This window comes from Clostridium guangxiense (genome assembly GCF_021043395.1).
GTDB classification, from domain to species: Bacteria; Bacillota; Clostridia; order Clostridiales; family Clostridiaceae; genus Clostridium_S; species Clostridium_S guangxiense.
The window spans coordinates 1-25,524 of sequence record NZ_JAJNKE010000003.1 but is presented as its reverse complement, the minus strand read 5'-3'; the positions used below and the strand labels follow the sequence as shown (position 1 = coordinate 25,524).

At 29.8% G+C, this 25,524-nt stretch carries 20 protein-coding genes; 1 reads left to right on the top strand and 19 read right to left on the bottom strand.

The window, feature by feature from the left end:
- Window positions 1-30 precede the first annotated feature (30 nt).
- From LQK79_RS03145 to LQK79_RS03100, 10 genes are all read right to left on the bottom strand, one after another.
- On the bottom strand, window positions 31-1,938 hold the full coding sequence (locus LQK79_RS03145) for an acyl-CoA dehydrogenase family protein (RefSeq protein WP_084756881.1): 1,908 nt from the start codon (window positions 1,936-1,938) through the stop codon (window positions 31-33).
- A gap of 383 nt (window positions 1,939-2,321) precedes the next feature.
- The gene (locus LQK79_RS03140; protein ID WP_231015514.1) at window positions 2,322-2,582 is read right to left on the bottom strand and encodes a YkuS family protein; all 261 of its coding nucleotides are present in this window, start codon (window positions 2,580-2,582) and stop codon (window positions 2,322-2,324) included.
- An 85-nt stretch (window positions 2,583-2,667) separates the two neighbouring features.
- Window positions 2,668-4,251 (bottom strand): glycosyltransferase family 39 protein, encoded by a 1,584-nt coding sequence (locus LQK79_RS03135; protein ID WP_231015513.1) that lies wholly within the window; start codon window positions 4,249-4,251, stop codon window positions 2,668-2,670.
- 273 nt (window positions 4,252-4,524) lie between these two features.
- On the bottom strand, window positions 4,525-5,367 hold the full coding sequence (locus LQK79_RS03130) for a thiamine pyrophosphate-dependent enzyme (protein WP_053241445.1): 843 nt from the start codon (window positions 5,365-5,367) through the stop codon (window positions 4,525-4,527).
- A gap of 1 nt (window position 5,368) precedes the next feature.
- Window positions 5,369-7,045: a 2-oxoacid:acceptor oxidoreductase subunit alpha gene (locus LQK79_RS03125; protein WP_231015512.1), complete on the bottom strand. Its 1,677-nt coding sequence runs from the start codon at window positions 7,043-7,045 to the stop codon at window positions 5,369-5,371.
- Window positions 7,046-7,229: 184 nt separating this feature from the next.
- Window positions 7,230-7,457, bottom strand: a complete 228-nt coding sequence (gene tlp / locus LQK79_RS03120) for a small acid-soluble spore protein Tlp (protein ID WP_231015511.1) — start codon at window positions 7,455-7,457, stop codon at window positions 7,230-7,232.
- Between the two features lie 121 nt (window positions 7,458-7,578).
- Window positions 7,579-8,754 (bottom strand): SAM-dependent methyltransferase, encoded by a 1,176-nt coding sequence (locus tag LQK79_RS03115; protein ID WP_053241443.1) that lies wholly within the window; start codon window positions 8,752-8,754, stop codon window positions 7,579-7,581.
- Window positions 8,755-8,799: 45 nt separating this feature from the next.
- Complete coding sequence (locus LQK79_RS03110) at window positions 8,800-9,390, bottom strand: hypothetical protein (protein WP_231015510.1); 591 nt, start codon at window positions 9,388-9,390, stop codon at window positions 8,800-8,802.
- 17 nt (window positions 9,391-9,407) lie between these two features.
- The gene (locus LQK79_RS03105) at window positions 9,408-10,115 is read right to left on the bottom strand and encodes an LrgB family protein (protein ID WP_231015509.1); all 708 of its coding nucleotides are present in this window, start codon (window positions 10,113-10,115) and stop codon (window positions 9,408-9,410) included.
- A 2-nt stretch (window positions 10,116-10,117) separates the two neighbouring features.
- On the bottom strand, window positions 10,118-10,462 hold the full coding sequence (locus LQK79_RS03100) for a CidA/LrgA family protein (protein WP_053241442.1): 345 nt from the start codon (window positions 10,460-10,462) through the stop codon (window positions 10,118-10,120).
- A gap of 254 nt (window positions 10,463-10,716) precedes the next feature.
- Here LQK79_RS03100 and LQK79_RS03095 point away from each other — a divergent pair, with 254 nt between their 5' ends.
- On the top strand, window positions 10,717-11,031 hold the full coding sequence (locus LQK79_RS03095; protein ID WP_231015508.1) for a hypothetical protein: 315 nt from the start codon (window positions 10,717-10,719) through the stop codon (window positions 11,029-11,031).
- Window positions 11,032-11,368: 337 nt separating this feature from the next.
- Here LQK79_RS03095 and LQK79_RS03090 read toward each other — a convergent pair whose 3' ends face one another.
- The 9 genes from LQK79_RS03090 to tnpA all read right to left on the bottom strand — a co-directional run.
- On the bottom strand, window positions 11,369-15,862 hold the full coding sequence (locus tag LQK79_RS03090) for a hypothetical protein (protein ID WP_231015507.1): 4,494 nt from the start codon (window positions 15,860-15,862) through the stop codon (window positions 11,369-11,371).
- Complete coding sequence (locus LQK79_RS03085; RefSeq protein ID WP_231015506.1) at window positions 15,846-16,610, bottom strand: DUF6063 family protein; 765 nt, start codon at window positions 16,608-16,610, stop codon at window positions 15,846-15,848. Before LQK79_RS03085 ends, LQK79_RS03090 begins: the two co-directional genes overlap by 17 nt.
- A gap of 2 nt (window positions 16,611-16,612) precedes the next feature.
- A complete protein-coding gene (locus tag LQK79_RS03080) occupies window positions 16,613-18,118 on the bottom strand; it encodes a hypothetical protein (RefSeq protein WP_231015505.1) in 1,506 nt (501 codons plus the stop codon).
- Window positions 18,119-18,122: 4 nt separating this feature from the next.
- Window positions 18,123-19,193: a Wadjet anti-phage system protein JetD domain-containing protein gene (locus tag LQK79_RS03075; RefSeq protein ID WP_231015504.1), complete on the bottom strand. Its 1,071-nt coding sequence runs from the start codon at window positions 19,191-19,193 to the stop codon at window positions 18,123-18,125.
- A 441-nt stretch (window positions 19,194-19,634) separates the two neighbouring features.
- Window positions 19,635-20,216, bottom strand: a complete 582-nt coding sequence (locus LQK79_RS03070) for an RQC domain-containing protein (protein WP_231015503.1) — start codon at window positions 20,214-20,216, stop codon at window positions 19,635-19,637.
- A gap of 196 nt (window positions 20,217-20,412) precedes the next feature.
- The gene (gene mutT / locus LQK79_RS03065; RefSeq protein ID WP_231015502.1) at window positions 20,413-20,796 is read right to left on the bottom strand and encodes an 8-oxo-dGTP diphosphatase MutT; all 384 of its coding nucleotides are present in this window, start codon (window positions 20,794-20,796) and stop codon (window positions 20,413-20,415) included.
- Window positions 20,797-20,840: 44 nt separating this feature from the next.
- A complete protein-coding gene (locus tag LQK79_RS03060) occupies window positions 20,841-23,219 on the bottom strand; it encodes a restriction endonuclease-like protein (protein WP_231015501.1) in 2,379 nt (792 codons plus the stop codon).
- Entirely contained in the window at window positions 23,194-24,954 is a 1,761-nt protein-coding gene (locus LQK79_RS03055) for an McrB family protein (protein ID WP_231015500.1), read from the bottom strand. Before LQK79_RS03055 ends, LQK79_RS03060 begins: the two co-directional genes overlap by 26 nt.
- Before the next feature lie 284 nt (window positions 24,955-25,238).
- Window positions 25,239-25,524, bottom strand: a 286-nt coding sequence (gene tnpA / locus LQK79_RS03050; protein WP_231015499.1) for an IS200/IS605 family transposase, incomplete at its 5' end; no start/stop codon positions are given.

Sequence of the window (25,524 nt, the reverse complement as noted above, 5' to 3'; positions counted from 1 at the left end):
CTTTACGCCAAAAGCATATTCTTATAAAAATTAAACTTCTATAAACATGTCCTTTTCTTCACCACAAGCAGGACAAGTCCATTCTTCTGGTAAATTTTCAAAAAGTGTACCTGGAGATATTTCCCCTTCTGAATCTCCTACACCAGGATCATATTCATAACCACATCCGTTACAAACATAGTGCTTCCAAACTTTAGCAGCTTTCTTTGGAACTGCTCTCCTCATCTTCTTCATTGGTGGAGCCTCCTTCTTCGGCTGCCCATTATCTAAAGCTTTAGTTAGAAGTGGCAATATTTCTTTTAAATCACCAACGATACCGTAATCTGAGTTTTTAAAAATCTTAGCATTAGGATCAATATTTATAGCAACAATTGTAGTTGCATCCTTTATACCTTTCAAATGCTGGCCTGCACCAGAAATTCCACAGGCAACATAAAGGTTACCATTAAATTTTTGACCCGACATACCAACATAACGGTTGAGCGGCACATATCTAAGCGTCTCAGCTACAGGACGAGAGGAACCTATAGCTGCACCAGCTTGAACTGCCAAAGCTTCTATTAACTTCATATTTTCTTTTTCTCCTATGCCTAAACCTGCACTAACCACTCTTTCAGCCTTACTTATAGGAGTATCCAACGCAATCCCAACTGTGAAATCATAACCATCTTTTTTAAGAGCTTCTACAAGAGCATTAACTTTCTCTTCCAAAGTTCCATCCTTAAAAATCACTTTTTTACGATAGCCAGTTGCAGATTCTCTCTTATAAGCTCTACCTGAGCTCTCACTCTTCGACATTTTACCAATTATATGAGCAGCAATAACTACACGCTGAATTTCATTTGTTCCCTCATATATTGTACAAATTTTAGCATCTCTATAAGCACGTTCAACCTCCATTCCTTTTAAATATCCACTTCCTCCAAATATTTGAAGTGAATCGTTTACAATCTTAAGACAAACATCTGAAGCATATTGTTTTGCCATAGCAGCTTCCATACTATAATGCTCATGATTCTCCTTTAATTCTGCAGCACTGTAAATAAGTAGTCTAGCTGCTCTAAGCTTTGTTGCCATATCTGCTAACTTAAAAGCAATGCTTTGCTGCTGACATATAGGTTTACCAAATTGAATTCTTTCTTTTGAATATTCAAGTGCATGTTCATAAGCACCTTGAGCAATACCAAGAGCCTGAGCTGCAATGCCAATACGTCCACCATCTAAGGTAGCCATAGCAATTTTAAAACCTTCGCCTTCTTTGCCTAATAAATTTTTTTTTGGTACTTTTACGTCATTAAAAATTAGTTCCGCAGTAGCAGAAGAACGAATACCCATCTTGTCATAATGTTTGCCAAAACTAAAACCTTCATAGCCCTTCTCTACGATAAAAGCACTGATACCATGAATACCAATATTTGGTGTAGTGACGGCAAAAACAACGTAAATATCAGCCTCACCACCATTAGTAATAAAAATCTTTTCCCCATTTAAAATATAATAATCGCCTTCTAAAACAGCAGTAGTCTCTGTGCCACCAGCGTCACTACCAGCATTTTCTTCAGTAAGACCGAAAGCACCAAGCTTCTCTCCTTTTGCTAGTGGAACTAAGTATTTTTGCTTCTGTTCCTCTGTTCCATAGGCAGCAATAGGATATGTTCCCAAAGATGTATGAGCAGAAAGAATTACACCTGTACCACCATCTACCTTTGATAATTCTTCAACAGCAATTGCATAGCTGATTACATCCAACCCTGCTCCACCATAATCCTTAGAATATGGAATTCCCATCATTCCTAAATCTTTTAACTTATGAATTGTTTCTGCAGGAAATTTATTTTCCTGATCCAACATAAATGCAATAGGTTTAACTTCTTCTTCAGCAAACTCCCTAATTTTTGTCCTAAAAATTTCATGTTGTTTTGTAGTTGTGAAATACATAAGAACACCTCCTTTTAATTATAGATATACTACTATTTGTAATAAAATACTAAGAACACAGAATTTTGATACAAATAAGTTTTAAAATTGTAACCCTTAATATGGTTTAATGAATACCTTTTTACACCAATCATATTGTAAAAAATATTTCTTAAATGTATACCCAAATCGTATACATTTATTATATACCTTATTGGTATAGTTTTCAATACTAATTACAAAATTTATCCAGTATGTATTCAATTTCAAATAACATCATATGTAAAAATATGTTCATAGTACGAATACGCGGACATAAAAATAATTAACTAATTGTATTTTTATAATATCGCTCCAAAAATAGGACTAAGGCATTTCTCTCCTTAATCCTATTATCCAATCATTTATCTAGTTGTCTTCTGCTGAATCATATTTTTTACTTCTTCTTGTGTTAAACCACTAGCGTTAATAACAGGTATCTTAGTAGAAGTATCACTAATCCCCATCATGTCTGTGTTGCGATCTGATGTAATAATTGCATCTAAATTTTTGCACTTGCAAACATTACCTTCAATATCTGGTCCTAAAGTTTCTACTGAATAACCCTCAGTTTTTAAATAACTAGCAATGTTAGATAATCCTTCTTCTACGCCAATTTTTTTCATAAGTTATCACCTCGTTTTTATTTTTTCCACTCATAGGTGATGATATACGTGCTTATTCTAGTAAAAATTTTCAAATAAAATTACATTACAACCTTCTTCTAAGCAATGATAAGTGCTGCGAAATATTTCTTTTTGACACAAAGTCATATGAATCTTTAAAGCCCATATATGATAAAATTATTAATAGTGGATATACTGGATAAATATATCTAGATTTAATTTCCCACAAAATATAGAATGCAATAAATCCTAAAATTATTAGAATTAAAAACACTTCCCCAAATCTTTTAACTTTCATTTCATTTATTAATCTAATAAAAATGAAACAATACATTAGAAAATTCATTACATATAATATCCAAAATAGTCCACTCCTATATTTTGAATTTCCTTTAAATAATTTTGTGGCAAAAGTATAGTAGCTATAAGGTTGTTGTATAATGATCCTTTTCTGATTTAATTTAAATATTCTTACATTACCAATACCAAATGTATCAATTTGATATGTTCCTTCCGTCCAAATCCATATAATCTTTTTATAATACATTTTTACTAAGTCACTAAAACTTGCATTAGAAAATTTATTTTTAATTTCTTTTTTAAATAACTCTGTACTTTTTTCTTTATTATACTTTGCTTTTACCTGATATATATTGTAGCTTTGCATATCGTCCCAAAAGCCAAACTTGTCCTTATTAATCCCCATATTAAGCCACATAGATATAGGTGCAGAATTTTTCGTGATGGATTGATTTACAACATGGGTTGCCTGTAAAACAATATTTTCAGTCCATCCTGGAATATTAAATATCAGCCCCATTACACAAAGGGATATCATTGCCTTCTTAATTCCAAGCTCTTTTGTATTTAGTAAAACGTAGATAAGCGCCGCTATTAAGAAAATAGCTCCTATTCCTCTAAAGTAATTACCGATTGATAAAAGAATTGATGCAATAATAATATACTTAATATACTTTTCTTTTACAAGTCTTACAAAAAAATACACAGCAGTAGTAAGAAATGCTGCAGCTATAATGTCATTATATATATAGTTACTCATAAATAATGATGGTATATACGTCGCAGCAAATATTAAAACACCATAGTCATTTTCTTTTGACCTATAGTTTACTTCTTTATATATTAAGTAAATCATTGAAGTTGTAACAAGGGAAAATAATATATTAAAAATTTTTAAAATCAAATAGCTATTTGGAAATATAGATAATAAAATTTTTATATATAATACCGTTGAAAAATTAAAAGGAAACATATAAAGATATCCACCGGTTTGAAATGAGGAATAATCATTATTGTATAACATTTTTAAAGCCAATGAAAGTACCTCATTAGAGTCATCTGTAGGTAACTTAGGAAATATAACTATAATAACCATTTGAATTATAAAACTAGCTATGAGAGTTAATGTAATTACATCTCTTCTACTATATTTATTAAGCTTTAAACACAACCAATACAAGACTATGCTTAATAAGATTAGTATCACTATAAGTAAAATAAAATCACTAAGCTTTTGTCTTTGGAAAACTGCTCTATCTCCATATATAAAGTTGTTATACTCTGCTCTAACAAAAAATGAAGACCCTATAAAAAGCCCAATAAAAAAAATAAGTATAAAATATATTATCTTTTTAATAAACCCCAACATATAAAAGCCCCTTTATGATAATTGTTATTCTTTTAACTAAGCTTGCACTATAAAAAGCTTCATTATCCTCCTATTATTAACTTATTTTACATTAATTGTTTATATTATATTATTATGCTTAATAAATTCAAAAATTTTTATTACATAACATTTATAGGAGGTTGTGAAAAAGGTATTCTATAGGTTTTACTACACCACGCATAAAGCATTATAAGCGGTCCGTAAAAAGAATACCTACATTTTTCACATCCTTATTTTTTATGAAGGTAATCCTTATTTAAAATCATCAATAAATGTGCTAATCTTATCAATATCAAAATCACTATATACAAGGGGTTTTCCATCCTTTAAGAAATTAAGTTTATCGTGAAAGTCTTCCTTTTCTTCTTCATAAAGAATTCCAACAGGAATCTTATCTCCCCATTCCATAGCTTTTTCCATGGCCTTTAATTTATTGGTTTTATCATAGCTTTCATCTAAAGTATAAATTCTCTTTTTATACCATTGATAAGTATTAACCTTATTAAAGCTTACACATGGTTGAAGTATATCTACCAAGGCATATCCTTTATAATTTATGGCCGCCTTCATTATTTCTTTTAGTTGTTCTTTATCATTGCTAAAAGCTCTTGCAACAAAACCTGCTCCTAAAGTAATTGCAAGAAGTACAGGATTCATTGGAATGTTATTTGATCCATAAGGCTGTATTGATGTAACTTGACCCATATCAGTGGTTGGAGATGCCTGACCTTTTGTAAGTCCATAAATTTGGTTATCGTGAACAAAATGTGTTATATCAACATTTCTCCTAATATTGTGAATAAAGTGATTTCCTCCTTCACCATAAGAATCTCCATCACCAGAATCAACAATTACAGTTAAAGCCTTGTTTGCAATCTTTGCTGCCGCTGCTGCTGGAAGAGCTCTTCCATGAAGTCCACAAAATCCATTAGTATTTAAATATTGAGGCATTTTCGCAGCCTGACCAATACCGCCAACTAAAAGCACTTCATGTGGTTTTTTATTTAACTCTATGAGGGTCTCCTTAAGCGCGTCCAATATTATAAAATTTCCGCATCCAGGACACCATGCAGTTTCTAAAGCACAAAATTCCATTTTATTTATCCTCCTTTACTTTTTTAATTATATCTTCTGAAGATAGAGGACTTCCGTCATATCTTAAAATCTTAGCATCAAATTCTATTCCAGTGTTTTCTCTTATAAGTCTAGCAAGCTGTGCCGTTGCATTTTGTTCAACATCTATAAGTGTCTTTACCTTTTTTGCCTTTTCTCTTATAAGCTTTTCTGGAAGAGGCCAAACATCTCCAAAAACTAAAGCTCCATATTTTACTTTTCCTTCTTTATTTAAAAATTTAACCGCACCTTTTATAGGGCTGTAAAGTGAACCCCATCCAACAAGAAGTGTATCTATTTCTTCTCCTCCTATATATTCAGGTTCCAAAAGTTCTTCTTTTAAATGTTCAATTTTTCTAAGCCTCTTGTCATTCATTTTTATTCTAACTTCACTGGATTCAGTTATATGTCCAGATTCATCGTGCTCATCACTGTCTACAAGAACGGATGTTCCAGGTATCTTTCCAGGTGTTATTCTAGGTGAAACTCCGTTTTCTGTAACCTCATATCTTCTATACTCCTTACCACCTGCAATTTTATCATCACTTAAATACCTTTCGATTTTTACTTTATTAAAATCAAATGGCTTTACTGTCCTTAAATTATCTGCAAGAAATTGGTCTCCAAGTAAAATTACTGGTATTTGATACTTGTCTGCAAGATTAAAGGCTCTCATCGTCTGATAGAAAGCATCCTCTGGACTTCTTACTGCAATAACCATTTTAGGTATCTCTCCTGGCGTACCATGAATAACAAAGCTTAAATCTCCTTGTTCAGTCCTAGTAGGTAGTCCTGTTGTTGGGCCTGGTCTTTGTATTTCCGCTATTACAATAGGAACCTCCAGCATGCTTGAAAGTCCTACCGCTTCAACCATCAATGCAAAGCCACCTCCAGAGCTACCAGTCATTGCCCTAACGCCTGTATAGGCTGCACCGATTGCCATATTAATAGCAGCAATTTCGTCTTCTGCCTGCTCTACAACTATTTCAGCTTCTCCCATTTTTGATGCCAAATAAGTCATAATACTTGTAGATGGTGTCATTGGATAAGCCGAATAAAGTTTGCAGCCTGCAGCAAGAGCTCCTAGTGCTATAGCATCATTAGCATTAATTAAAATATTATCGTTTTTGCCGTTTGATACTGTATAGTATTTAGGCAAAACCAATTTTGCACCTTCTTTAAAGGCCTCTAGGTTTTTAACAGCAATTTCAGCCTTAAATTTCCTATTTAATACATCCGCTACAGAGCTCAAATCTTGATTAAATAATTTCAAAATTGCTCCCAAAGCAGCACTTCCAAAAACCCTTGAATTGCCTATCTTTTTAGCAATCTTTTTTAAAGGCAATTTATATATTCTGGCATCTTCATAATCTACTTCTTCATCACAAATTACAAATCCTGTTTCTTTTAAATCTCCTATATGAAGTTTAACTGTATCACTATTTAACGCTAATATTCCATCAATTTTTTTAGAATGAGAGTATATTTCTTCATTTCCAAAACGAATTTGAAAAAAATTATGTCCACCTCTAACTCTAGACATATAATCTTGAATTGAAAAAGTTCCAAATCCCTTTTCTTTTAAGATTTTTTCTAATATAGAAGCAAGAGTCTCCATACCTTGACCTGCTGCTCCTCCAATGAGAATATTGTAAATCATACTCAAAACCCTCTTTTCTTTAAATTTTCAAAATATTATTTATCTTACAAATTAATCATATCACTCCAGTTATTATTAATCAATATTAATTATTAATAAGTAATTATTTTTGTTAAGTATAAAAAAGGATATTCACTAAATAATACTATCATTTAGTGAATATCCTTTTTCTTTAAATATATCTTTATTCGTATCCTCTTTTTTTATCTGCTGCTTCATCTTTAATTTCTGATCTTAATTCATTTAACGATTCTTCTCTTCTACAATTTTTTGCCTTTAAATCTTGTTTAGTTTTTTCATTATCTTCATTTTTAATCATTTCATTTGCTTGATGAATATTTTGAATAGTATTGTCTATATTTTCTTGAATTCTATCCACATTATCTCTTCTATCATCTGGATTACTTCTCATAACTACACATCTCCTTTAATAAAATTTTAAAATTGATTTTGACTCAATGCTTATTATGTTCAAGAGATATGTGTATTATTCTTTTATAGACCAGCTAGGGTAAATTATATTTAAACAGTTTCTATTTATACATGTAATCTCTAGTCCACTCTAAATCGTTATTTACGCCTTTATTAAATAAGAATTGATGGATAGTTATATTTCCACAATTAAATGATGCTGCACAAGAATTTAAATACAATCTCCACATCCTTATAAAAGTTTCATCTTTAGTTTTTCTTATTTCAGGCAGTGCATTTTCAAAGTTTTCCGCCCAGTGTTCCAAAGTTCTTCCATAGTGCAATCTTAAATTCTCTACATCAATTACGTTAAAATTTCTTTCCGACATACAGTTAATGAGTTCTGCAATTCCAGGAACGTATCCTCCTGGGAAAATGTACTTATTTATCCATGTGTTGTTTCCTCCAGTTTTTATGCCTGTTATGCAATGAAGTAAAGATACACCCTTATCATTTAGTAGTTTATCTATAGTATCAAAATACTCAGAAAGATGATCTTGTCCTACATGTTCAAGCATGCCTACACTGACTACTTTATCAAACTTTCTATTTTTTAATTCTCTATAATCTACAAGTTGAACTTCAACTAAATCCTCTAAGCCTTCATTTTTTACTCTTTCCTTAACTTTATTAAGTTGTTCAGAACTTAAAGTTATACCCATAGCCTTTACTTTATATTGTTTTGCTGCTGAAATAATCAATTCTCCCCAGCCGCAACCTATATCAAGTAAAGTCTCTCCTTCTTTCAAATCTAGTTTTTTAAGAATATGCTGTACTTTATTTTTTTGAGCTTGATTTAAAGAATCGTCTTTAGACTTAAAGTAACCACAAGAATATGTCATAGTATCATCTAACCATAACTTGTAGAAATCATTTCCTATATCATAGTGAAATTCGATATTTTTTCTGCTATTTTTAATATTATTTGTAGCCATCTTTAATAAGCTTGCATATTTATCACTGTTGGATAAAAAACTTTCTTTATTGTTGTATAGAGATTCTATAACCGTTTGAACGCTTCCTTCAATATCTATTTTTTTAGTCATATAAGCTTCTCCAAAGGTTAATGAAGGATCTTTAATAATATCAGCTTTAGGAATAGGCTCATTGAAGATTATTTTAAATTTTACTTCTCCTTCTCCATAAACTTCAGAACTTCCATCCCATAATTTTAATTCAAAGGTATCTGAAAATAATTTTTTAAACAATGTTTTATAAAATATTTTGTCAATAATCATGACTGTCATCTCCCTCTACTTAAATTGATATGTTTCTACTAAAAGTTAATTCTCTTTGCCTTTTGATAAATAATTAAGTAATTCATTATAATTTTTTTCCGCTAATTGTTCCCTATTTTTTGAATTTTCTATTTTATTATTATGTACATCAATATTCTTTTTAAAATTTTCCAAAGTATCAATGATAGCATTTTTAAAAAGTGGGATAGCATCAATTATTTTTTTTATTCCATACACATATTCATCATCGCCGAGACTAAAACATTGAAATAATCCAGAAGTTAATCTTCCATCAGAAAATATGTAAATATATCTATCTCTCATTTCGTCAGATAAATCAACTTCAATTTTATGCTTGTATAATCTAAAAATTATATCGCCATTCTTTATAAATATAGGGAATATGCTAGAAAAAAGTTCTGTCATATTATTATTTTCCTCATCAATTAAACCAGAAAAGTCATTTTCGTTAAGTTTTATTAAGATTTCATTAGTAAATATATTGTTTTTTATTTCTTTGCCAAGTTTTAATTTTAATCTTTGTTCTCTTTCTTCAACTAATAAATTATCAATTGAATCAAATAACTTATTAAATGCACATATGCTTTTTTTAGAATCACTTTTATTATCAGTCACATTAATACCTCCATAAATTACTTAATAAAAAACGCTGAAAATAAATTCCACAATATGGGTGCTATAATTACTGTCATAATTCCAGAAATAGCAATAGTTAAACTGCTCATAGCCCCTTCAGTTTCCCCTATTTCTATAGCTTTAGCCGTTCCAACAGCATGCGATGCACTACCCATAGCTATTCCCATAGCTACCTTATCATTTATTTTTAATATTTTGTACAAGAATGGTCCAATAATAGAACCTAATATTCCAGTAATTATAATAGCAACCACAGCTATAGATGGAATTCCCCCTAATTGTCTAGATAATGCCATTCCTATGGGTGTTGTTATAGATTTAGGTATTAATGATTTTGTAAGTTTATCTGAAAGATTGAATAATTTTGAAAGTACAATTACACATATCATTCCGGAAATAGCACCACATAAAATACCTACTATAATAGGTAATGCATTTTTTTTAAATAAGGAAAACTTCTTATATAAAGGTAACGCTAAAGCCACAGTAGCAGGAGCCAAAAAGAAAGAAATTACTTGTCCGCCTTTATCATAATCATTATATTTAATATTAAATTTCAACAAAAATACAATTAAAATTATTATTGCAATAAGTAATGGATTAAAAATTGATAACTTGAATTTTTGCTTGATTAAAGCACCTATTTCATAGGCAATTATAGATATTAACACACCAAAAATAGGTGAAGTTGCTATAGCCCTCATCTTTAGCACACCTTTCTTAAAAATTTAACAACATAAGCAGTTACAACCCAGACAACAACGGTAGAAATAAAAATAATAATAGAAAATGCCATAACTTTACCTTTAAGCATACCAAAAGATGTCATTAAGCCAACACCAGCAGGAACAAATAAAAATGACATACAAGATATTAAAACTTCACATATGTCCTCAATCATTTCAACTTTAACTATCTTAAAATATAAGGCCAAGAAAAGTAGTATCAAACCAAGAACTGTGCCTGGTATAGGCAAGTTAAGAGCTAGCTGTATAATCACCCCTAAAAAATATGCGGTCAAAATAATCATTAATTGCTTTATATGCTTCAAAAAATCACCTCTTTTGTAATTTATCATTGGTGTAGTGGTCTGACCATATGGCGCTAATATATCATATATTTTTTATTAGTTCAACTAACGTATTCTCAACTATGACCACTTTCGCTGTAATCTTATCGTTTACTTAATTATTTGCTCATGAATAGGCGTTATTATACAGCAAAATAATATAAATTTAAAGGCATGAATAAAAAATATTTTTTTAATACATAATATACAGTAAATATTATAAGGATGTGTTTCTTATGTATGGTAATTATAATAATGGATTTAATGGATTTTGGAATTTTCCAGTTCTTTGGAATAAATTTGGCGGAGATGATTATAGCTCTAAAACAGCTCATGATTTTTACGATATATATGTAAATAAAGATTATGTTGGCAAAAAAGTATTAGCAGCTGAAGGTGAAAGAGTTGAGGATATAAAAAGTTTTTTAAAAACACAGGGCTTTACTGAATTTAGTTCTGAGCTTATAGGAAATGAGTTTAGCATAACCTGCAGTGAAGCTGCAAAAAAACATGTAAAAGAAGCAGTAGATGTGTATATACACAATAGATAGTAGATTAAAGATAAACAACTTGAAAGGTTAAAATTAGCAAGATTTTTTTGGTAACATTTAACTTATTTAAAATCAATGCACAATGAAGAATGATTTATCTTTCTCTCGCCAGATAAATCTAAAATTATATAAAAATGCAATGTTCAGCTGGCAAAGCGAGCTAATATGGATTTATCTCAAATTGGCGTCAGCAATAAGTTTTAAATTTTCTGTAACAAAGCGAAAGAAAATCATCCTTCATTGTGAACTGTGCATTGTGAATTGTGAATTAAAAAAACATTACTTGTAAAACTTACCAAACATATTTTAAAGCTTTCAAGTGGTTTATCTATGATAACTATCCTCTAACTCTACCTCCATGCACTACTCTACCAACTACATTGCCTAGATTTCCATCTTCCTCTTCATTATTAATCTTTAAAGCCCAAAAAACAGGAAATCTTTCACTTATTTCTGTTTTTATAATTTCTGGTGCTGCAAAGGCTATAATTTGGAAATTAAGCTTGTTTGCTATGGTAAATATAGGGTCTAATACATGAGCTCCTGAAGCCTTGCCAAAAGGATTGTCCAGCATTAACACAGTCCATGGATTTTCATTGCCTAAGGTTCTCTTTTTATAATTCATAAGCATCATAATTATAAAGGTATTTATAGACAGAGTTTGTCCCCCGCTGCCTTCTGGTGAATCTCCTTCTCCTGAATTCACTGCTCCCCAGGTTGCGTAATGATAATCCTGTGGTTTTGCGTATAAAAATTCATTCTTCTCTGACATTTTGTATACTTCTAAGCTGGGATATTTCCCCCTCAGAGCCTTTGAGAATATTTTTTTATCGCTCATAAGCTCGTTTAGTTCCTTGTTATCAAGATTATCAAAATCCACGCCCTTCTTTTCTAGCTTTTCAATGCACTCAATAAAGTATTCATTTAAAAGTATATTAATATCACTTTCTTCTTTAGGCAAAAGTTCTTCTCCCTTAAGTCTTACAAGCTTAAAGGCATAATTATTTTCATTAACATATACCATTTTATTTACCATTTCCTTTAAGCACTCTGATATTTTAATTGCCTGTCTTGCAGCTCTAGAAACCCACTGTTCCTTTGCCTCTTCCGCTTCAAGTTTGTCAGTTTTTATTTGATTTATTTCTCTTTCTGCGTGTTCCTTCATACTTTTAAAAGAATCCTTGTTGCTTGTAAAATTGCCTATATTCGTCTTATCCCCTATAATTTCTTTGATTTTGTGTTTTAAAATTTCATCTTTTATATCATTTTTTAAAGCCTCTAAAAAAACTTCAAAATTCTCCTCGGCATTTGTAGTATGATTTTTTATACTTTGATCTATGTTCTTAAAATCTTGTATCCATTTGTCTACTTCATTCTTTTCATTGTCTTTTATCTTATTCATATCGTACTCTGAGGTCTTTCCTTTTAGCGGATCAATTTCAAAGTATTTAATTTCTGAAATACAATTATTTATATTTGCCTTTCTAACCTCTAAAGCTTTCAATATATTTTCTGTTCTAGCTAAATATTTGCTATTATCCTCTATCCCACTTTTAATTTTAAATTCCTTTTCTTCTAAATTTAAGTTTTCCCACACATTAGCTGCTTTTTGGTGTTCTTCAAGTATTTTATTAGCTTGCTTTTCTATGTCTTTAATTACAGCTTCTATAAGACCTTCAAGCTTGCTTATGCTTTGAGACTTCTCTTTAGCCAACTTTTCTTTTAATTTTATTTTCTTAGCTAAATTATCAAATTCCATTTCAGCAAATTCCAAGGATATGTTTTCTACCTTATAGTTTTTCCAATTCAAATCAATTTTTTTAAGCATTTTAAGCTGCCTGTCTATATTTTCTTGAATATCCTCTGCATTCTTTTTCAAAAGAGCAATGCTATTATTTTTGCTTTCAAGCTTTGTATTTAAACTCTTTCTGTAGGAAATACTGCTGTATATCTCATCTTTTTTTGAAGCTTCATAATTTGGAGCTGTGCTGCACTGTAAATTATCTTTAGGATTTATTTCCTTAAATTCCGCTTCCTTTACAACCTCCCTTATGTCCTTAAGTCCTGGCTCAACAAGTTTAACCTTCCATCTTTCATAGTTTAAATTCTCATCATTTATATTTTTATCTAAAAGCTCTTTTTCTAGTTCTTTTTCACTAAGCTTAGAAACTAAATTGTTTAACTCCTGCATCGCTTCTTTTTCTTCTTTTAATTTTTTATCTATTTCATTTTTAAATTCTATAAAATTCACAAGTTTTTCAATTTGATAAGAAAGCTTTTTAATATTTTCATCCACATTTTCTCTATTTTTTTTATTAATATTAAGTTTTTCTGTAGAATTATTTATGCCAGTCTCCGCTGCACTTATCTCACTTAAATTTTCATTAATATTAAGCTCTATTTGTTTAAGTTTTTGGTCTAACGCTGCAGAGCTTTCAGTTTTAAGTGCAAGACTAATAGCATTAAGAAGTTCTACTATTTTTTCTGTAGAGCCTTCAACTACTCTAATAGTTTCTTTTGCTTCAAGTTCTTTTTTACTTAAGCTTTCCTTCCAAGATACATAACTATCATAATCCTCTACAAACTTTAAAGCTTTGTGGTCTATTAATTTATAGTTAACACTTTCAACCTTATTCATTTCTGTTCGAACATAAATTGGAACTAAAGCTCTTAGAAAACTTTCTTTATCTATGTTACTTTCTATGGTTTTCCATTCATTAACATTAGATATAACTAAACCAAAAGGCAGCATTGGGTAATTTGAAAGCATGTTCTTTTTTTGTTCTTCATGAAGAGCATATAAAAACTGAGTTCCATAAATAACTTTTATTCCTAAAGCCTCTATTTTATCTTTCACACTATTTACATCGTTATTTGCTATCCAGTATTCTTCTGTATTTAAGCTTAAATCAATACTGTTTTCCCATAATTCCTTGTAAAGCTTCTTTTCTTGAAGTTCTTTTTCTTCTTTAAGCTTCTTCACCTCAAATGCCTTATTTTGAAGCCAATTTTCCGAATAAGTTTCCATCAAAGGATCAAGCTTACAAACTTCTAAAACTCTTGCAAAAAGCTTTTCTTCCTCCTCTTTCTTTTCATTATACTTTTTTGTAATATCTTTTTTACTATCCCCATATTGTTCAAGTTTCATTTTAAACTCAGCTATTTTTAGCTTTAGGCTATTTATTTTTTCCTCCAGCTTTTCGCACTTGCTATTTAAAGTTAAAAGTTTTTTATCCTCTTCTTCCTTTTCCTTTTTAATATCTTCAAGCAATAATTCTGGATAAACTATCCTAAAAGGATCAAACTCCGTGCCAAGTTCCTTTTCTTTTTTATCAAATTCTTTCTTTTTATCTTCAATTGCCTTTAAATTAACCTGTATACTCTGCTTTTTTTCATTTAAACTTTTAATTTCCACTTTTAACTTTGCTTCTTTATTATTTAGAAAAGCTTCATAAGCTTTATATTGGCTGCTTATATTGCTCCATTTTTCCTGTGTAATTTTCCATTTATCTTTAATTTCTTCTTCTACCTTATTCATTTCCCCATGTACATCTTTTAAAGCTAAAGAATTCATGAGCTTTTCTATTTCTTCAAGAGTAGATTTTTTCTTATATTCATCTTTCTCCATAGGAATAATAAGCTTATTTATTTCATATTTTTTCTTTTCCTCATTCAAATCATCTATTTCGCTGTTTATATAGTCAAATTCTTTTTGTTCAAAGGCCTTATTCCCTTCATAATCCTTTTTTGCTCTAATTTGTTTTGCATACTCCAAATTATCCTTTTCAAAAAGCAGCTCACGTTTTCTTGTTTCTGCCTTACTTTTTTCTTTTTCCCAGGTTTCTATTTCATTTAGCACATTATTTTGAATACTGTTTAAACTACAGTAAAGGTTATTTCCATTTATAATACAGCTATTTTTCTTATCTTCATAAATAATTCCCTGCTCTGCATCTCGTATTAACGGATCTAATAATGAAGATATATTTTTATAATCTACTTCTCTATTTATAAGTATAGGAAGATTTTTAGTTATAGAAATATTGCTTTTAAACATATCTTTAAGCACATTCTTATTTTCTTCAAATTGACTGTTTAAATTTTCAGAAATAGCTGGAATTATGTATTCATCAAAAATACCTTTATTATCTTTTGCCTTTGAAAAATATTCCCCAACTCCGCCTTCCACTTTATTTATAAGCTTTAAAATAGACCACTCTGAGCGGTATATTCCAAGTCCCGATAAATACTGATAGTATTCGGAGTTTGTACTTCTGGAATCCGACTCAGAAAATTTTCTAAAATCCCTTTTATTATCTCCTAAAAATTCTTCTAATGCTTTATAACTCACTGCTTTTCTTTCATCTTTTAAATAAAGAGGAATATTTTCTACTATATAAGGGTCATCAACATAATGCTCATGAGTATATAAAAAATACTTTACACCTATTTTTTCTTCTTCCTTTTCCTCCTCCTTATTATCAAGCTTTTTTACCGCAGTGATGCAAATACCTGTCATTAACCATTTATCCGGCATTGTATCCAGTTTCCACTCTAAAAGCACATGAAAAGTGTAGGGTTTAAATTGATTGTTTCTATTTAAAAACATGCCAGCAATCTTATTTCCATCATTTTTACCCCATCTCGTATTTGGAAGCATTATCTGAGATATAAGCTGCATCAGTACTCCCTTACCACTTCCGTTATTTAGAGTAAACAAAGTATGGTCTGGTTCTCCCATCTTTGTCAAATCAAAAATACTATTGTCGTGACACTTTTTAAAATTATCATACTTATTTCCTACTATTCTAATTTTAGTTAGTCTCGGCATTGCTTTTTTCCTCCTTTGCAGCTTCTATAAGTTTCATGAATTCTCTATATCTATCTTGATTGTGATACAGCTTGTCTAATCTTTCGTATAATTCTAATTTTGGAATCAACTTAAGTTCTTTAGTATTGTTGTAAATAAGCTTTTGATCCGCTAAAGGTTTTAACGCCTTATAAATAAAATTAAATCTATTATCCGTAGTATTTACCACATCTATGCTGCCTTTAGTTTTACTGTTTTTCATTGGTGAAAAGTCTTTATTCCACACCTCATCAATTTCCTTAAGTGCTATACCCCAATCTTGACTAAAGCTTTCCTCCTTTTTTTCTCTTGCAATCCAGGAATTTATGATTCCATTCACCAAGTCTTCAAGCTTAGCATAAGATATACCTTCTTCTTCCCATCTAATTCTTATGTTATTTTCTTTGTCCACTTCAGATAAAAATACGCATATTATCAAATTAGCCAAATAAAAGTACTTTTTGTTTTTTAACTCCTTATACTTTTCCTTCATTTGAGTATAAGAATTTGCAAAAATAGATCCATTAGCAGAAGAAACTAAATGAAGATTTTCCATGGTTTCTATTATCATAAGATCTGCTTCCGCTGCCATAGTTTTTACTATTTGCCTCATTTCATTATCATTTGAATATTCTTCTGCAAGAGGCTCTTTAACAGATACAATATTTTCTTTTAAAAGCATGAAAAATAACGCAGATGCTTTTTGTATATTTTCCGTTGTATATGCCATTACTAATCCTCCAAATTATTTTTAATATATATTTTATATGGTGATATAAATAAATTTTGCAAACTTAAAGGTTTCTTTTCTTCTTCTAACTTTGAAGCAACTGTTTTTCCAATAAGTTTTTTATACTTTTCATCCTTTTCACACAATTTATTAAACAAAATCATTCTTTCATCCATTTCATCAAATTCTTCAGTTGTCTCACTAAAAGTAAGCCCCGTAAGCACAAACATCATAAATATTTCTGTATTCTTTTTTTGGCTTAGCCAGCTTTCCTTAATAATAACATCCATATTTTCAAGTTCCGTAATACTAAAACCTTCACCATCTATAAATTTATCAAAAATTGGCTGCCAAAGATCTACTATAAGTTCCCAGTCTACTTTCTTTTTATTTATAAATTCTTTTTCTTCTTCCTCACCTTGTACATCTACATTAACTTCTTCATTTTCCCTTATAGACTGCTGTTCCTGCCATGCCCAATCTAAAGGATATATAAATTCAAGCTTGGGAGACAAAAGCGGCGTCACTAAGTTCTCTAACAAATCAAAACTTGGCAGTCCATTTTTAACAATTACATTTTGCCATATATCTTTCTTAAAAGATACTCTAGATGTTGTCCAAAAGCTTTCTGGATAATTTACTCTTATTTTCACTTCAAAGGCCATATTGTCTACTACTATTTTTGCAAGTAAATTGTGAAGTACTCTAGCCTTTTCTACTTCTTCAAAAAGCTTTTCTCCATCTTTTCTTTTATCCTTAGGGAAACTTTCAAGTCTGCTTTTCCAGGAAAGCATATCCTCAAAAGTCTTTTTTTCATCTTCAAATTGACTTTTTATTTCCTGATCCGTTTTTCTTCTGTCCCTTTTGGCATCAAAAAATATTACCTGAGGATTTCTCATAATATCATGTCTATAATCTTTTTCCCTACGTATTAAATTTCTAACTCTTCCAATTAGGTTATTTACGCTGCTTAAAGCTTTATTAAAGTTTCCACTTTTAATTAATTGAAGTGTGTAAAACTGCTCCACATCAAAACCAAACTCTTCAAGCATTTCCCGTGTTATAAATATCATTTCCTCCGCTTCTTCTGTAAGCATATACACTGTACTGCCGCCCTTTTCCCATCTTGAATGCTCTCTATCAGGTTTCAAATATCTAAATTTATATATCTCATGTTCTCTTGTTTCTTCATTATATATTGGACAGCTAAATGGATCCTGTCTATTAGAGTCTTTATACCACAGCACTCCATCAACAATTCTCTCTATATTCTTATCAGAAGTAGAAATTTTCATTTCCCTTAAAATATCTGAAACAATGTATATCATATCGTTACGTGTTCTATTAGGGTTTTCCGTAATTTCTCTTCTAAATATGCTTAGTAAAAGATACAGGCAAATTTCATGAGCATAATTGTTTAGCTCACCTATGTCCATGCCTGTACCAAGCATTCTTATAACATTGATTTTTTTCAGCCTGTCCATCATTCCAGTTTGAACTAAATCCATCTTTCTATATTCCTCCTTCCATCTCTAACAAATATTCATAAGTAATAAATTCTTGAGGAATTCTACAATTTTCTTTCCAAAGCTCTACTACATAATCCTTATACCTGTCATAATTCTTTTCCTCAAATTCTTTCAAAATACACTTTAAACATTCTTCATTTTTCTGCTGATTCTTGCTTTTATATTTTTTATGTACCTTTATAAGCTCCACATAAGCCTGTACGAGTAAACTTATATTTACATCATTATACTTATCTTTCAATGCTTTATATATAAAATATCCATCTGGATCCATGTCTCCAAAATAATATACCGTAACTTCACTTGGCTTAGCTATTTCATCTAGAAAAGAAAAACTCTTTATAATTTTTTTCCCATATCCAAAAATAAGTGCATCTGGCGCTATTCCAAATACTTTTATACCCTTTTGCACTGCCCTCTTAAAAGAAAAAAATGTAGAGTGATTTTCCAGAATTATTAAAGTTTTGATTTCACTGACCCCTCTATTCCAGTAGATAAACTGTTCACCATACTGCTTAGCTTTTATATCCTCAAGACTTAAGGAAAGCCTTTTGAGCACTTTATTATCCTTTTTGCCATTATCACTGTCTGTCAAAAATTTTTCATCGTAAAAAAGCTCTAGGCATCTTTCCTCAACACTATCCCACTTCCTGTTTTCCCTTTCCTTTAAAAAATTGTATATATTTTTTATGTACATCCATTCTTTTTTAGTTTGATACTCTGGATGTTTAATATAAGTTTTAAAATTTAGCATATCAGAATACTTAATAATATCTTCATCTTTCCAAGAGCTTTCTACCTTAGAAGTAACTATAGTCCACTTTAATTTCATAGGCAATTTAGCCCTATTGCTTTCTGATCTTGCAATTTCTCTTATAATTTTTTCTTCCTTTAACTTTTGCATTTCCTTATAAAAAGCCTCATAACCGCCAAGTTCATAGTAGTTACTTTGTCCACCGCATTTTTCTATAATAAATTTTTCTAAATCAACAAGTTCAAATTTTTTATTGTTTTTGCATTTATTATCAAAGAAAAGCTTTATATATCTACGCATTATATCTTTCCCTTCAATTCTGTATATTCTTACAAATTATTATAACAAAAAAAAGAAGCATAATACTTCTTTTCTCTTTGTATTTTATTAATTTTCATATCTAACATATACATAATCTGATTTACGATGTTGCTAGATATGCTCAACATATTCCACTATTATGCCATCAAGATGTTTTACTGTCATATTTGTTCCAGATAAAACTTAATACAATAATGATATGGTTAAATGTACAAATTTTCAAGTACGCACATTTTTGTTATATACTAATAAAAATAGTACTAAAGGAAATAAAATTTATGGCAAGAGCATTAAAAGATCCTGAGCTCGATAGTTCATGTCCACTGGCAACTGAGGAAAAACTTATATAAAGCTTAAAAAGCAAGCTAGCAAAATTTGATAACTTGATAATTTGCTTATACAAAAATCTAAAATATTAATTTAGCTGTTTTTTAATTTTAAAATGGCACCATTTATCATGCCTCTAACCTTCTTAACCTCACTGCTTTGCCATTTCATTAAAAATCTTATAGTGCCAATATTTTTGCTTTCTCCGATTTTTAATAGTAAAAGCTTAATTACCTCTCTATTAGTTCCTTTAAGTCTTTCTACAAGGTCATCTTGATTAGGTTCATCTATATTCACATTTAAAATGCAATTATATAGCTCTTCTACATAAACAGGCTTATAGGTTTCCCAACCTTTCTCTGAAAAAATTATCATAGGAAGCCTTCCATTATAATCAATATCTAAATAATCATTCACAAGCATCCAGTCTATAATTTTAGTGATTTTTTCGAGAGTTAAATCTTTGTAATATCCATAACTCGGGCAGCTGTCAAGATGACTTTCTAAAACTTTCTTATCTTTAGATCCCTTTAGTATTTTTGCAAGCATTGACCTACCTGCAGTAAAAATAATTTCATCTGCAGCTCTAAGGATTTTTTCTACATCCTTTTTTGATGGTGCTGTTTGATCTTTTAAATCACTTAAGGTATAGTGAACTCTTGGTTTTCTGCTCATATTAATCAACTCTCCCGTATTATAACAGTGATTCTTTATCTCATTTTACTTAATTCATCTACAAATGCTGGTCTCTTTTTATATAAAATACTCAACTCATTTTTTAATTGTACTTGTTTTTCTTTTCCCGCTACCTTTTTGACTATATCCTATTTTTGTCAATTAAATTCAATCCTATGTTAATAACTTTCCTTCCTTATAATTTTTTAAGTTTTTCAACAACCAATACGTCCGCCGGCACCCAATTAAGTTTGTCAAGTTCTTCTAATGGCACCCATCTAACTTCATTATGAGCATTTAAATGCAGCTTTCCTCCGCATACCTCACACAAGAAGCAGTGCATTGTAAGATGAAAATTGGGATAATCATAGTCAATTGTAGTTATGTATTTAGAAATTTTAATATCCAATTCTAATTCCTCTTTAATTTCACGGATGAGTGCCTCTTCTCTTGTTTCTCCAGGTTCTATTTTGCCACCTGGAAACTCCCACATATCTTTAAAATCTCCATAACTACGACAGGTCGTAAATATTTCGTTGTTGCGTTTTATAATTGCGGCTGATACTTGAATTGTTTTCATTTTATGGTCACCTCTTTGGTATAGTTATTACATGAATTTTAGCATCAATTAATCGTTAATTCTAGATTTTCAAGCAAGTAAAATTTACCATTGACCCTAATTTTATTTTCATCTAAAATTTCTATCACATTATTGTTTACTATATATTTATCATTTTCTTTTCTAATTTTCCACTGCTTTTCCTTTGCTACATTTTTAAGCTTTTTATATACATTGATTTCAAGATTGCTTTTTAATTTTAGCTCATGCATATTTTCAGCGTTCAATAATAAATACAAAGTTGTATACGTTACTAATTGAGTTCCAGCTTGTATTGGCTCAACCTTTTTTATTTCCTTAATATACTCTAAATTTATTCGTGTATAAATTTCATCTCCTGCAGCTTTTCTTGAAGGAAGCTCTATACATTCTTTTCTTTTATATTTATCTATGGTTTTTATCCTTCCAAAATACTTTATGCCAGCTTCATCACCAAATGATTTTTTAGACTGATAGAAGGCTAAATATTCAACTCCTAGCCTAACATCTTTTAAGTGTTTCTCTGGAATATGATAAAATAAATATTCTTTGTACACCTTAAAATGTTCTTTGTCTTTAACATTCACAACCATAACATTTTCCAGCTTAAATTTAGCATAATCATCATATTCATCAATAAGAATTCTTTCACTTTTAGCTTCTAAATCTGATTGATTTATGATATTTTGTAAATGCCTAGTTATTAATTTAGTGCTGCCAGGAAGCATTGGAAAAGCACCTATATTTACCTCTTCTATGCTTTTATAAAATTTATTAGTAATAAACTTCTTCTCATCACCATAAGGAAACATTACATAGGCACCAAAGGTCTCATATTTAAATTGAAATGAATTATCTAGTTTTGATACTATAGCATCTCTATACCTATGCATTACATTTATATCTTCCTCCATAGGTCCTGCATTTCCATTAGAATCAACATTAACCCTATATTTTGCATCAAAAATATAAATTCTGCTATCCTTGCTATTCAATTTTTTAATGCAAAGCACAGTATCCGGTCGTTGTCGTGTCGTCGGTGAACTATAAGATTTGTTGTACCACAATTCTAGTTTGTTTTTGCTATTAGAATAAACCATTTTTGCTTTCTCATCCTGCAATAGTGAAAAGTAAATTCCATTATCCCTATATTTTAAAATGCCATATTCTTCTACCTTATAGCCTAGCTCCTCCAATATATTATGTATTTTTATATAACACCATATTTCATATAGAGAATATAATTTTTTAGGTGTAATTTTATACAAATCTTGTCCTAATGATAAGCCTTTATTTAGCATCATATACTTTTTATATAATTCCTTATATCCAGGCGCCATTTGAAAAACCAAACTCATTGTTTTTTTCCCTTTAAGATCATCTATATTTCTAAAATTAATCCTAAGATGTTTTTCTAATAACGTTCTCTTCTCTGCAACAAAGGAAAGGTATGAAGTATTTTCATTATATACAGTAATTATATTCTTCTCAATATTTTTAAGCCTCTTAATAATTCGCTTTATAATGTACTTTGCAAATTGATTTTCATATATATTGGTAGTAGTTCTTTTCCTCTCTTCTATTACTTTATTTGTAATAAAACTTCTATCTCCAAGCTTTATAAATCCACTTTTATCCTCAATTAAAACATTTGGATGCTTTTTTATATATGATATTGTATTTCTCGAAACCCTTTTTGCTTTATATGTATCTGTCACCCTATATAAGCTTTCTAAATTATGCTTAGGATTTTTTTCAATCCTTTTTATTGCTTTCTCCAAATCATCAAATATAACCTTTAGTATATTTATAAATTCTAAATTTGTTTGATGTTTAGTTTCCTTTAGCTTGGCACTTAAATATGTTTTTCCTATAAGTTCAAAAGCTAGCGAACTTATCTCTTCATTTATCTCTCTTATAATTTCCTTATAATCTTTATAGTAATCCAATTTAGAAGGAAACACTTCTATTGTAAAAAATAATATATTCTTTCCATTCTTACATAAAGAAAAAGTAGAATATCCAATGTCTGATGAAAAATCTATTATACCTATAAGGCAATTTCCAACCTTCTCAAAATAATCATTTATTTTATTATCCATATGGAATATTTCATATAAGGAATTATCTTTATTCTCTAAAATAAGCTGATACTTACCATTTTCAAAAAAACATGGCATCATTGTAACACCATCATTATTTACCAATTCTCCAGTTTGCGTACATGTTTTAATTACAACTTTATTCTTATATTCTCCGTTAACCATAAGACGGGCTGGAATATTGAGATTATTATTTAAAGCTTCTGCTTTTTTATCCGTAACATAACCCGTAAGTGTAACTCCAAACTCATCAGAACTTATCTCTAAAAGCTTTCCCCTAAGCCCAGTATGATACAAATCCATCTTCATATCCTCTTAACATCGTTAATATTTTCTTTGCACTATTTGTATACAATGCAGTTTCTAAATTATCTGTAGCTTCCTTTATATAATCGTCAGTATTATCAATTTCTATATTTGGATTACAATATTCATAAAGCTGAATTAATATATCTTTAATAACAGCTTCACTTCCAGTAATAGTTGGAAGCACCTTTTGCATTATTTGAAAATCAAAAGCAACATCTCCATCTAATAATCCATTAATTTTATTTTGAAGCATGTAAAAAATAATTTCATCTCTAACTCTATATCCAAATTGTTTATTTCCTGCAGTTAAGATATTGTTGATTTTTATTATTTTTTTATTAATTTCTGTCACATACTCCTTATTTTCTTTTAATGCATCCTTTATGTTTATAAATTTAGATTTGAGAAAATCGTTGCTTAGCTCTATGCTCTCTACCTTGTTATCATAAAAATCCAAATTTTCTAAGTGAACATCTGAAAATTCAATAGTATTAGCCCTATCTAAAACCTTCCTACTAAAAGCAAAGGTTGTATCATCCATATTTACCGTACCAATTATATAAACATTTTCTGGAATTTCAAGACAGGAATATTCATTGCTTTTATCAAAATATTCGTTGGAGAAGATTTTATCCGTCTTAATACAATTATTCTCATCAAATTTCCTAGATTCAATTACACTTAAATATTCACTTAAATAATATTCTACTCTAGCCAAATTCATCTCATCTAAACAAATAAAATATGACTTTTTTAAATTTTCTTTTTTAGAGGCTTCTAAAATTATTTTGCTCAACTTTCCTGCTATAAATTTATCATTTATATTTTTATAACCAAGTAGTTCTGTACTATCATTCCAATCTGGTTTAACACTAATTAAATTGTACACACCATTTATAGCTTCACTAAACAACTTAACAAGCTTGGACTTACCTGTACCACTGATGCCTGCCAATATAACAAATGGCTTGGTTTTTAATGATAAATAAAAATTGCTTAATTCTTCATAAGAATATATAAACCCTTTATTATTAATGTATTTTTGTATATTCTCTATTACGCTTTTCATACTCAATTTGCTATTGGCCTCACTTTTCATAATAGCTTCATTTCCCATATCTTCATTTTTTAAAAACATCTTATTATAGTACTCATTATATATTTGAATCATATTATTCAAATCTTGCACAAAAGCTTCTTCATTTGTAAGATCATCAACTTTGTATTCTTTATAAAAAATAGTTCCTACTTCATAATCTACATTTCCAACCTTCAAATCATTATCAGTTTCAAAGTTCCTATTGCCTATGGTATTTCTTATATTTTCTCTAGTTTCAATCATTGATTCCTTAGCAGTTTTAACTCCTAAATCACTTTTTAGCTTGGTACAACCTTGATTTAAAGTTAAATAAACTCTTTCCATATCTTCAGAAAACAAATAAACTATGTATATACCCTTTTGAATAGTTTTTGTTATTTCTGTATTATAAATAGCCACCCAAGGATATCTTGTCCAACCTCCAGCACCGCAAGATCCCTTAGCAGAAAGTTTATCATTGTCTGAAATAATTGGATTAATAGCTTCTACAGTTTTATAATTTACCATTTGAAACATAGGATGATTTTTATTGAATTTTCCCTGTTTTGTATTGTCCAAATAATTGTTTAATATTTCTTTAAAAATTTCTGTTATATTCACTTTAACACCAGCTTTATCAATTGTTTTCAAAATGATGTGATATATTTAACCTTTTAGAACTTTAATGTAATTATATCATAGAATTTGGCAATATAATTTAGATTTTTAGGATTAGCAGTTGTCTTTTATTTTTTAAACTGACTTTAGTAAATATGATATGTACATTCTTCGATAGATTTGAATTTGCATAAAAATCATGACCACCGGCTAAGCCGGTGGTTTGCTCAGCCCTGTAAGGGCATATTACTGGCTGGGCTAAAAGCCCTCTGAATGGTCCGCCACCCGCATACTTTTCCGTGCAGTCGCTAAAGCGACTATTTTTTGTTCTTCTTTACTGGCTCACCGGTAAACGGATCAACAAGTTCTTTTATACTCATCTGTTCATATGCCAAATCTTCTTGCAATTGATTTCTTATATACTGTTCTATTTTGTTTTTGTTTTTTCCAACTGTATCAACATAGTATCCTCTACACCAAAATTCTCTGTTGCCATATTTATATTTCAAATTTGCATGCTGATCAAATATCATTAAACTACTCTTTCCTTTTAAATATCCCATGAAACTTGATATGCTTATTTTGGGTGGTATTTCTACTAAC

Excerpts from the sequence above, each read along its gene's own strand:
- LQK79_RS03125 (WP_231015512.1), bottom strand. The coding sequence starts at position 7,045 with ATGATTTACAATATTCTCATTGGAGGAGCAGCAGGTCAAGGTATGGAG.
- LQK79_RS03140 (WP_231015514.1), bottom strand. The coding sequence starts at position 2,582 with ATGAAAAAAATTGGCGTAGAAGAAGGATTATCTAACATTGCTAGTTAT.
- LQK79_RS03090 (WP_231015507.1), bottom strand. The coding sequence starts at position 15,862 with ATGCCGAGACTAACTAAAATTAGAATAGTAGGAAATAAGTATGATAAT.
- LQK79_RS03135 (WP_231015513.1), bottom strand. The coding sequence starts at position 4,251 with ATGTTGGGGTTTATTAAAAAGATAATATATTTTATACTTATTTTTTTT.
- LQK79_RS03060 (WP_231015501.1), bottom strand. The coding sequence starts at position 23,219 with ATGGATTTGTATCATACTGGGCTTAGGGGAAAGCTTTTAGAGATAAGT.
- LQK79_RS03145 (WP_084756881.1), bottom strand. The coding sequence starts at position 1,938 with ATGTATTTCACAACTACAAAACAACATGAAATTTTTAGGACAAAAATT.
- LQK79_RS03115 (WP_053241443.1), bottom strand. The coding sequence starts at position 8,754 with ATGATTATTGACAAAATATTTTATAAAACATTGTTTAAAAAATTATTT.
- LQK79_RS03105 (WP_231015509.1), bottom strand. The coding sequence starts at position 10,115 with ATGAGGGCTATAGCAACTTCACCTATTTTTGGTGTGTTAATATCTATA.
- LQK79_RS03075 (WP_231015504.1), bottom strand. The coding sequence starts at position 19,193 with ATGCGTAGATATATAAAGCTTTTCTTTGATAATAAATGCAAAAACAAT.
- LQK79_RS03085 (WP_231015506.1), bottom strand. The coding sequence starts at position 16,610 with ATGGCATATACAACGGAAAATATACAAAAAGCATCTGCGTTATTTTTC.
- mutT (WP_231015502.1), bottom strand. The coding sequence starts at position 20,796 with ATGAAAACAATTCAAGTATCAGCCGCAATTATAAAACGCAACAACGAA.
- LQK79_RS03080 (WP_231015505.1), bottom strand. The coding sequence starts at position 18,118 with ATGGATTTAGTTCAAACTGGAATGATGGACAGGCTGAAAAAAATCAAT.
- LQK79_RS03095 (WP_231015508.1), top strand. The coding sequence starts at position 10,717 with ATGTATGGTAATTATAATAATGGATTTAATGGATTTTGGAATTTTCCA.
- LQK79_RS03130 (WP_053241445.1), bottom strand. The coding sequence starts at position 5,367 with ATGGAATTTTGTGCTTTAGAAACTGCATGGTGTCCTGGATGCGGAAAT.
- LQK79_RS03070 (WP_231015503.1), bottom strand. The coding sequence starts at position 20,216 with ATGAGCAGAAAACCAAGAGTTCACTATACCTTAAGTGATTTAAAAGAT.
- tlp (WP_231015511.1), bottom strand. The coding sequence starts at position 7,457 with ATGAGAAGTAATCCAGATGATAGAAGAGATAATGTGGATAGAATTCAA.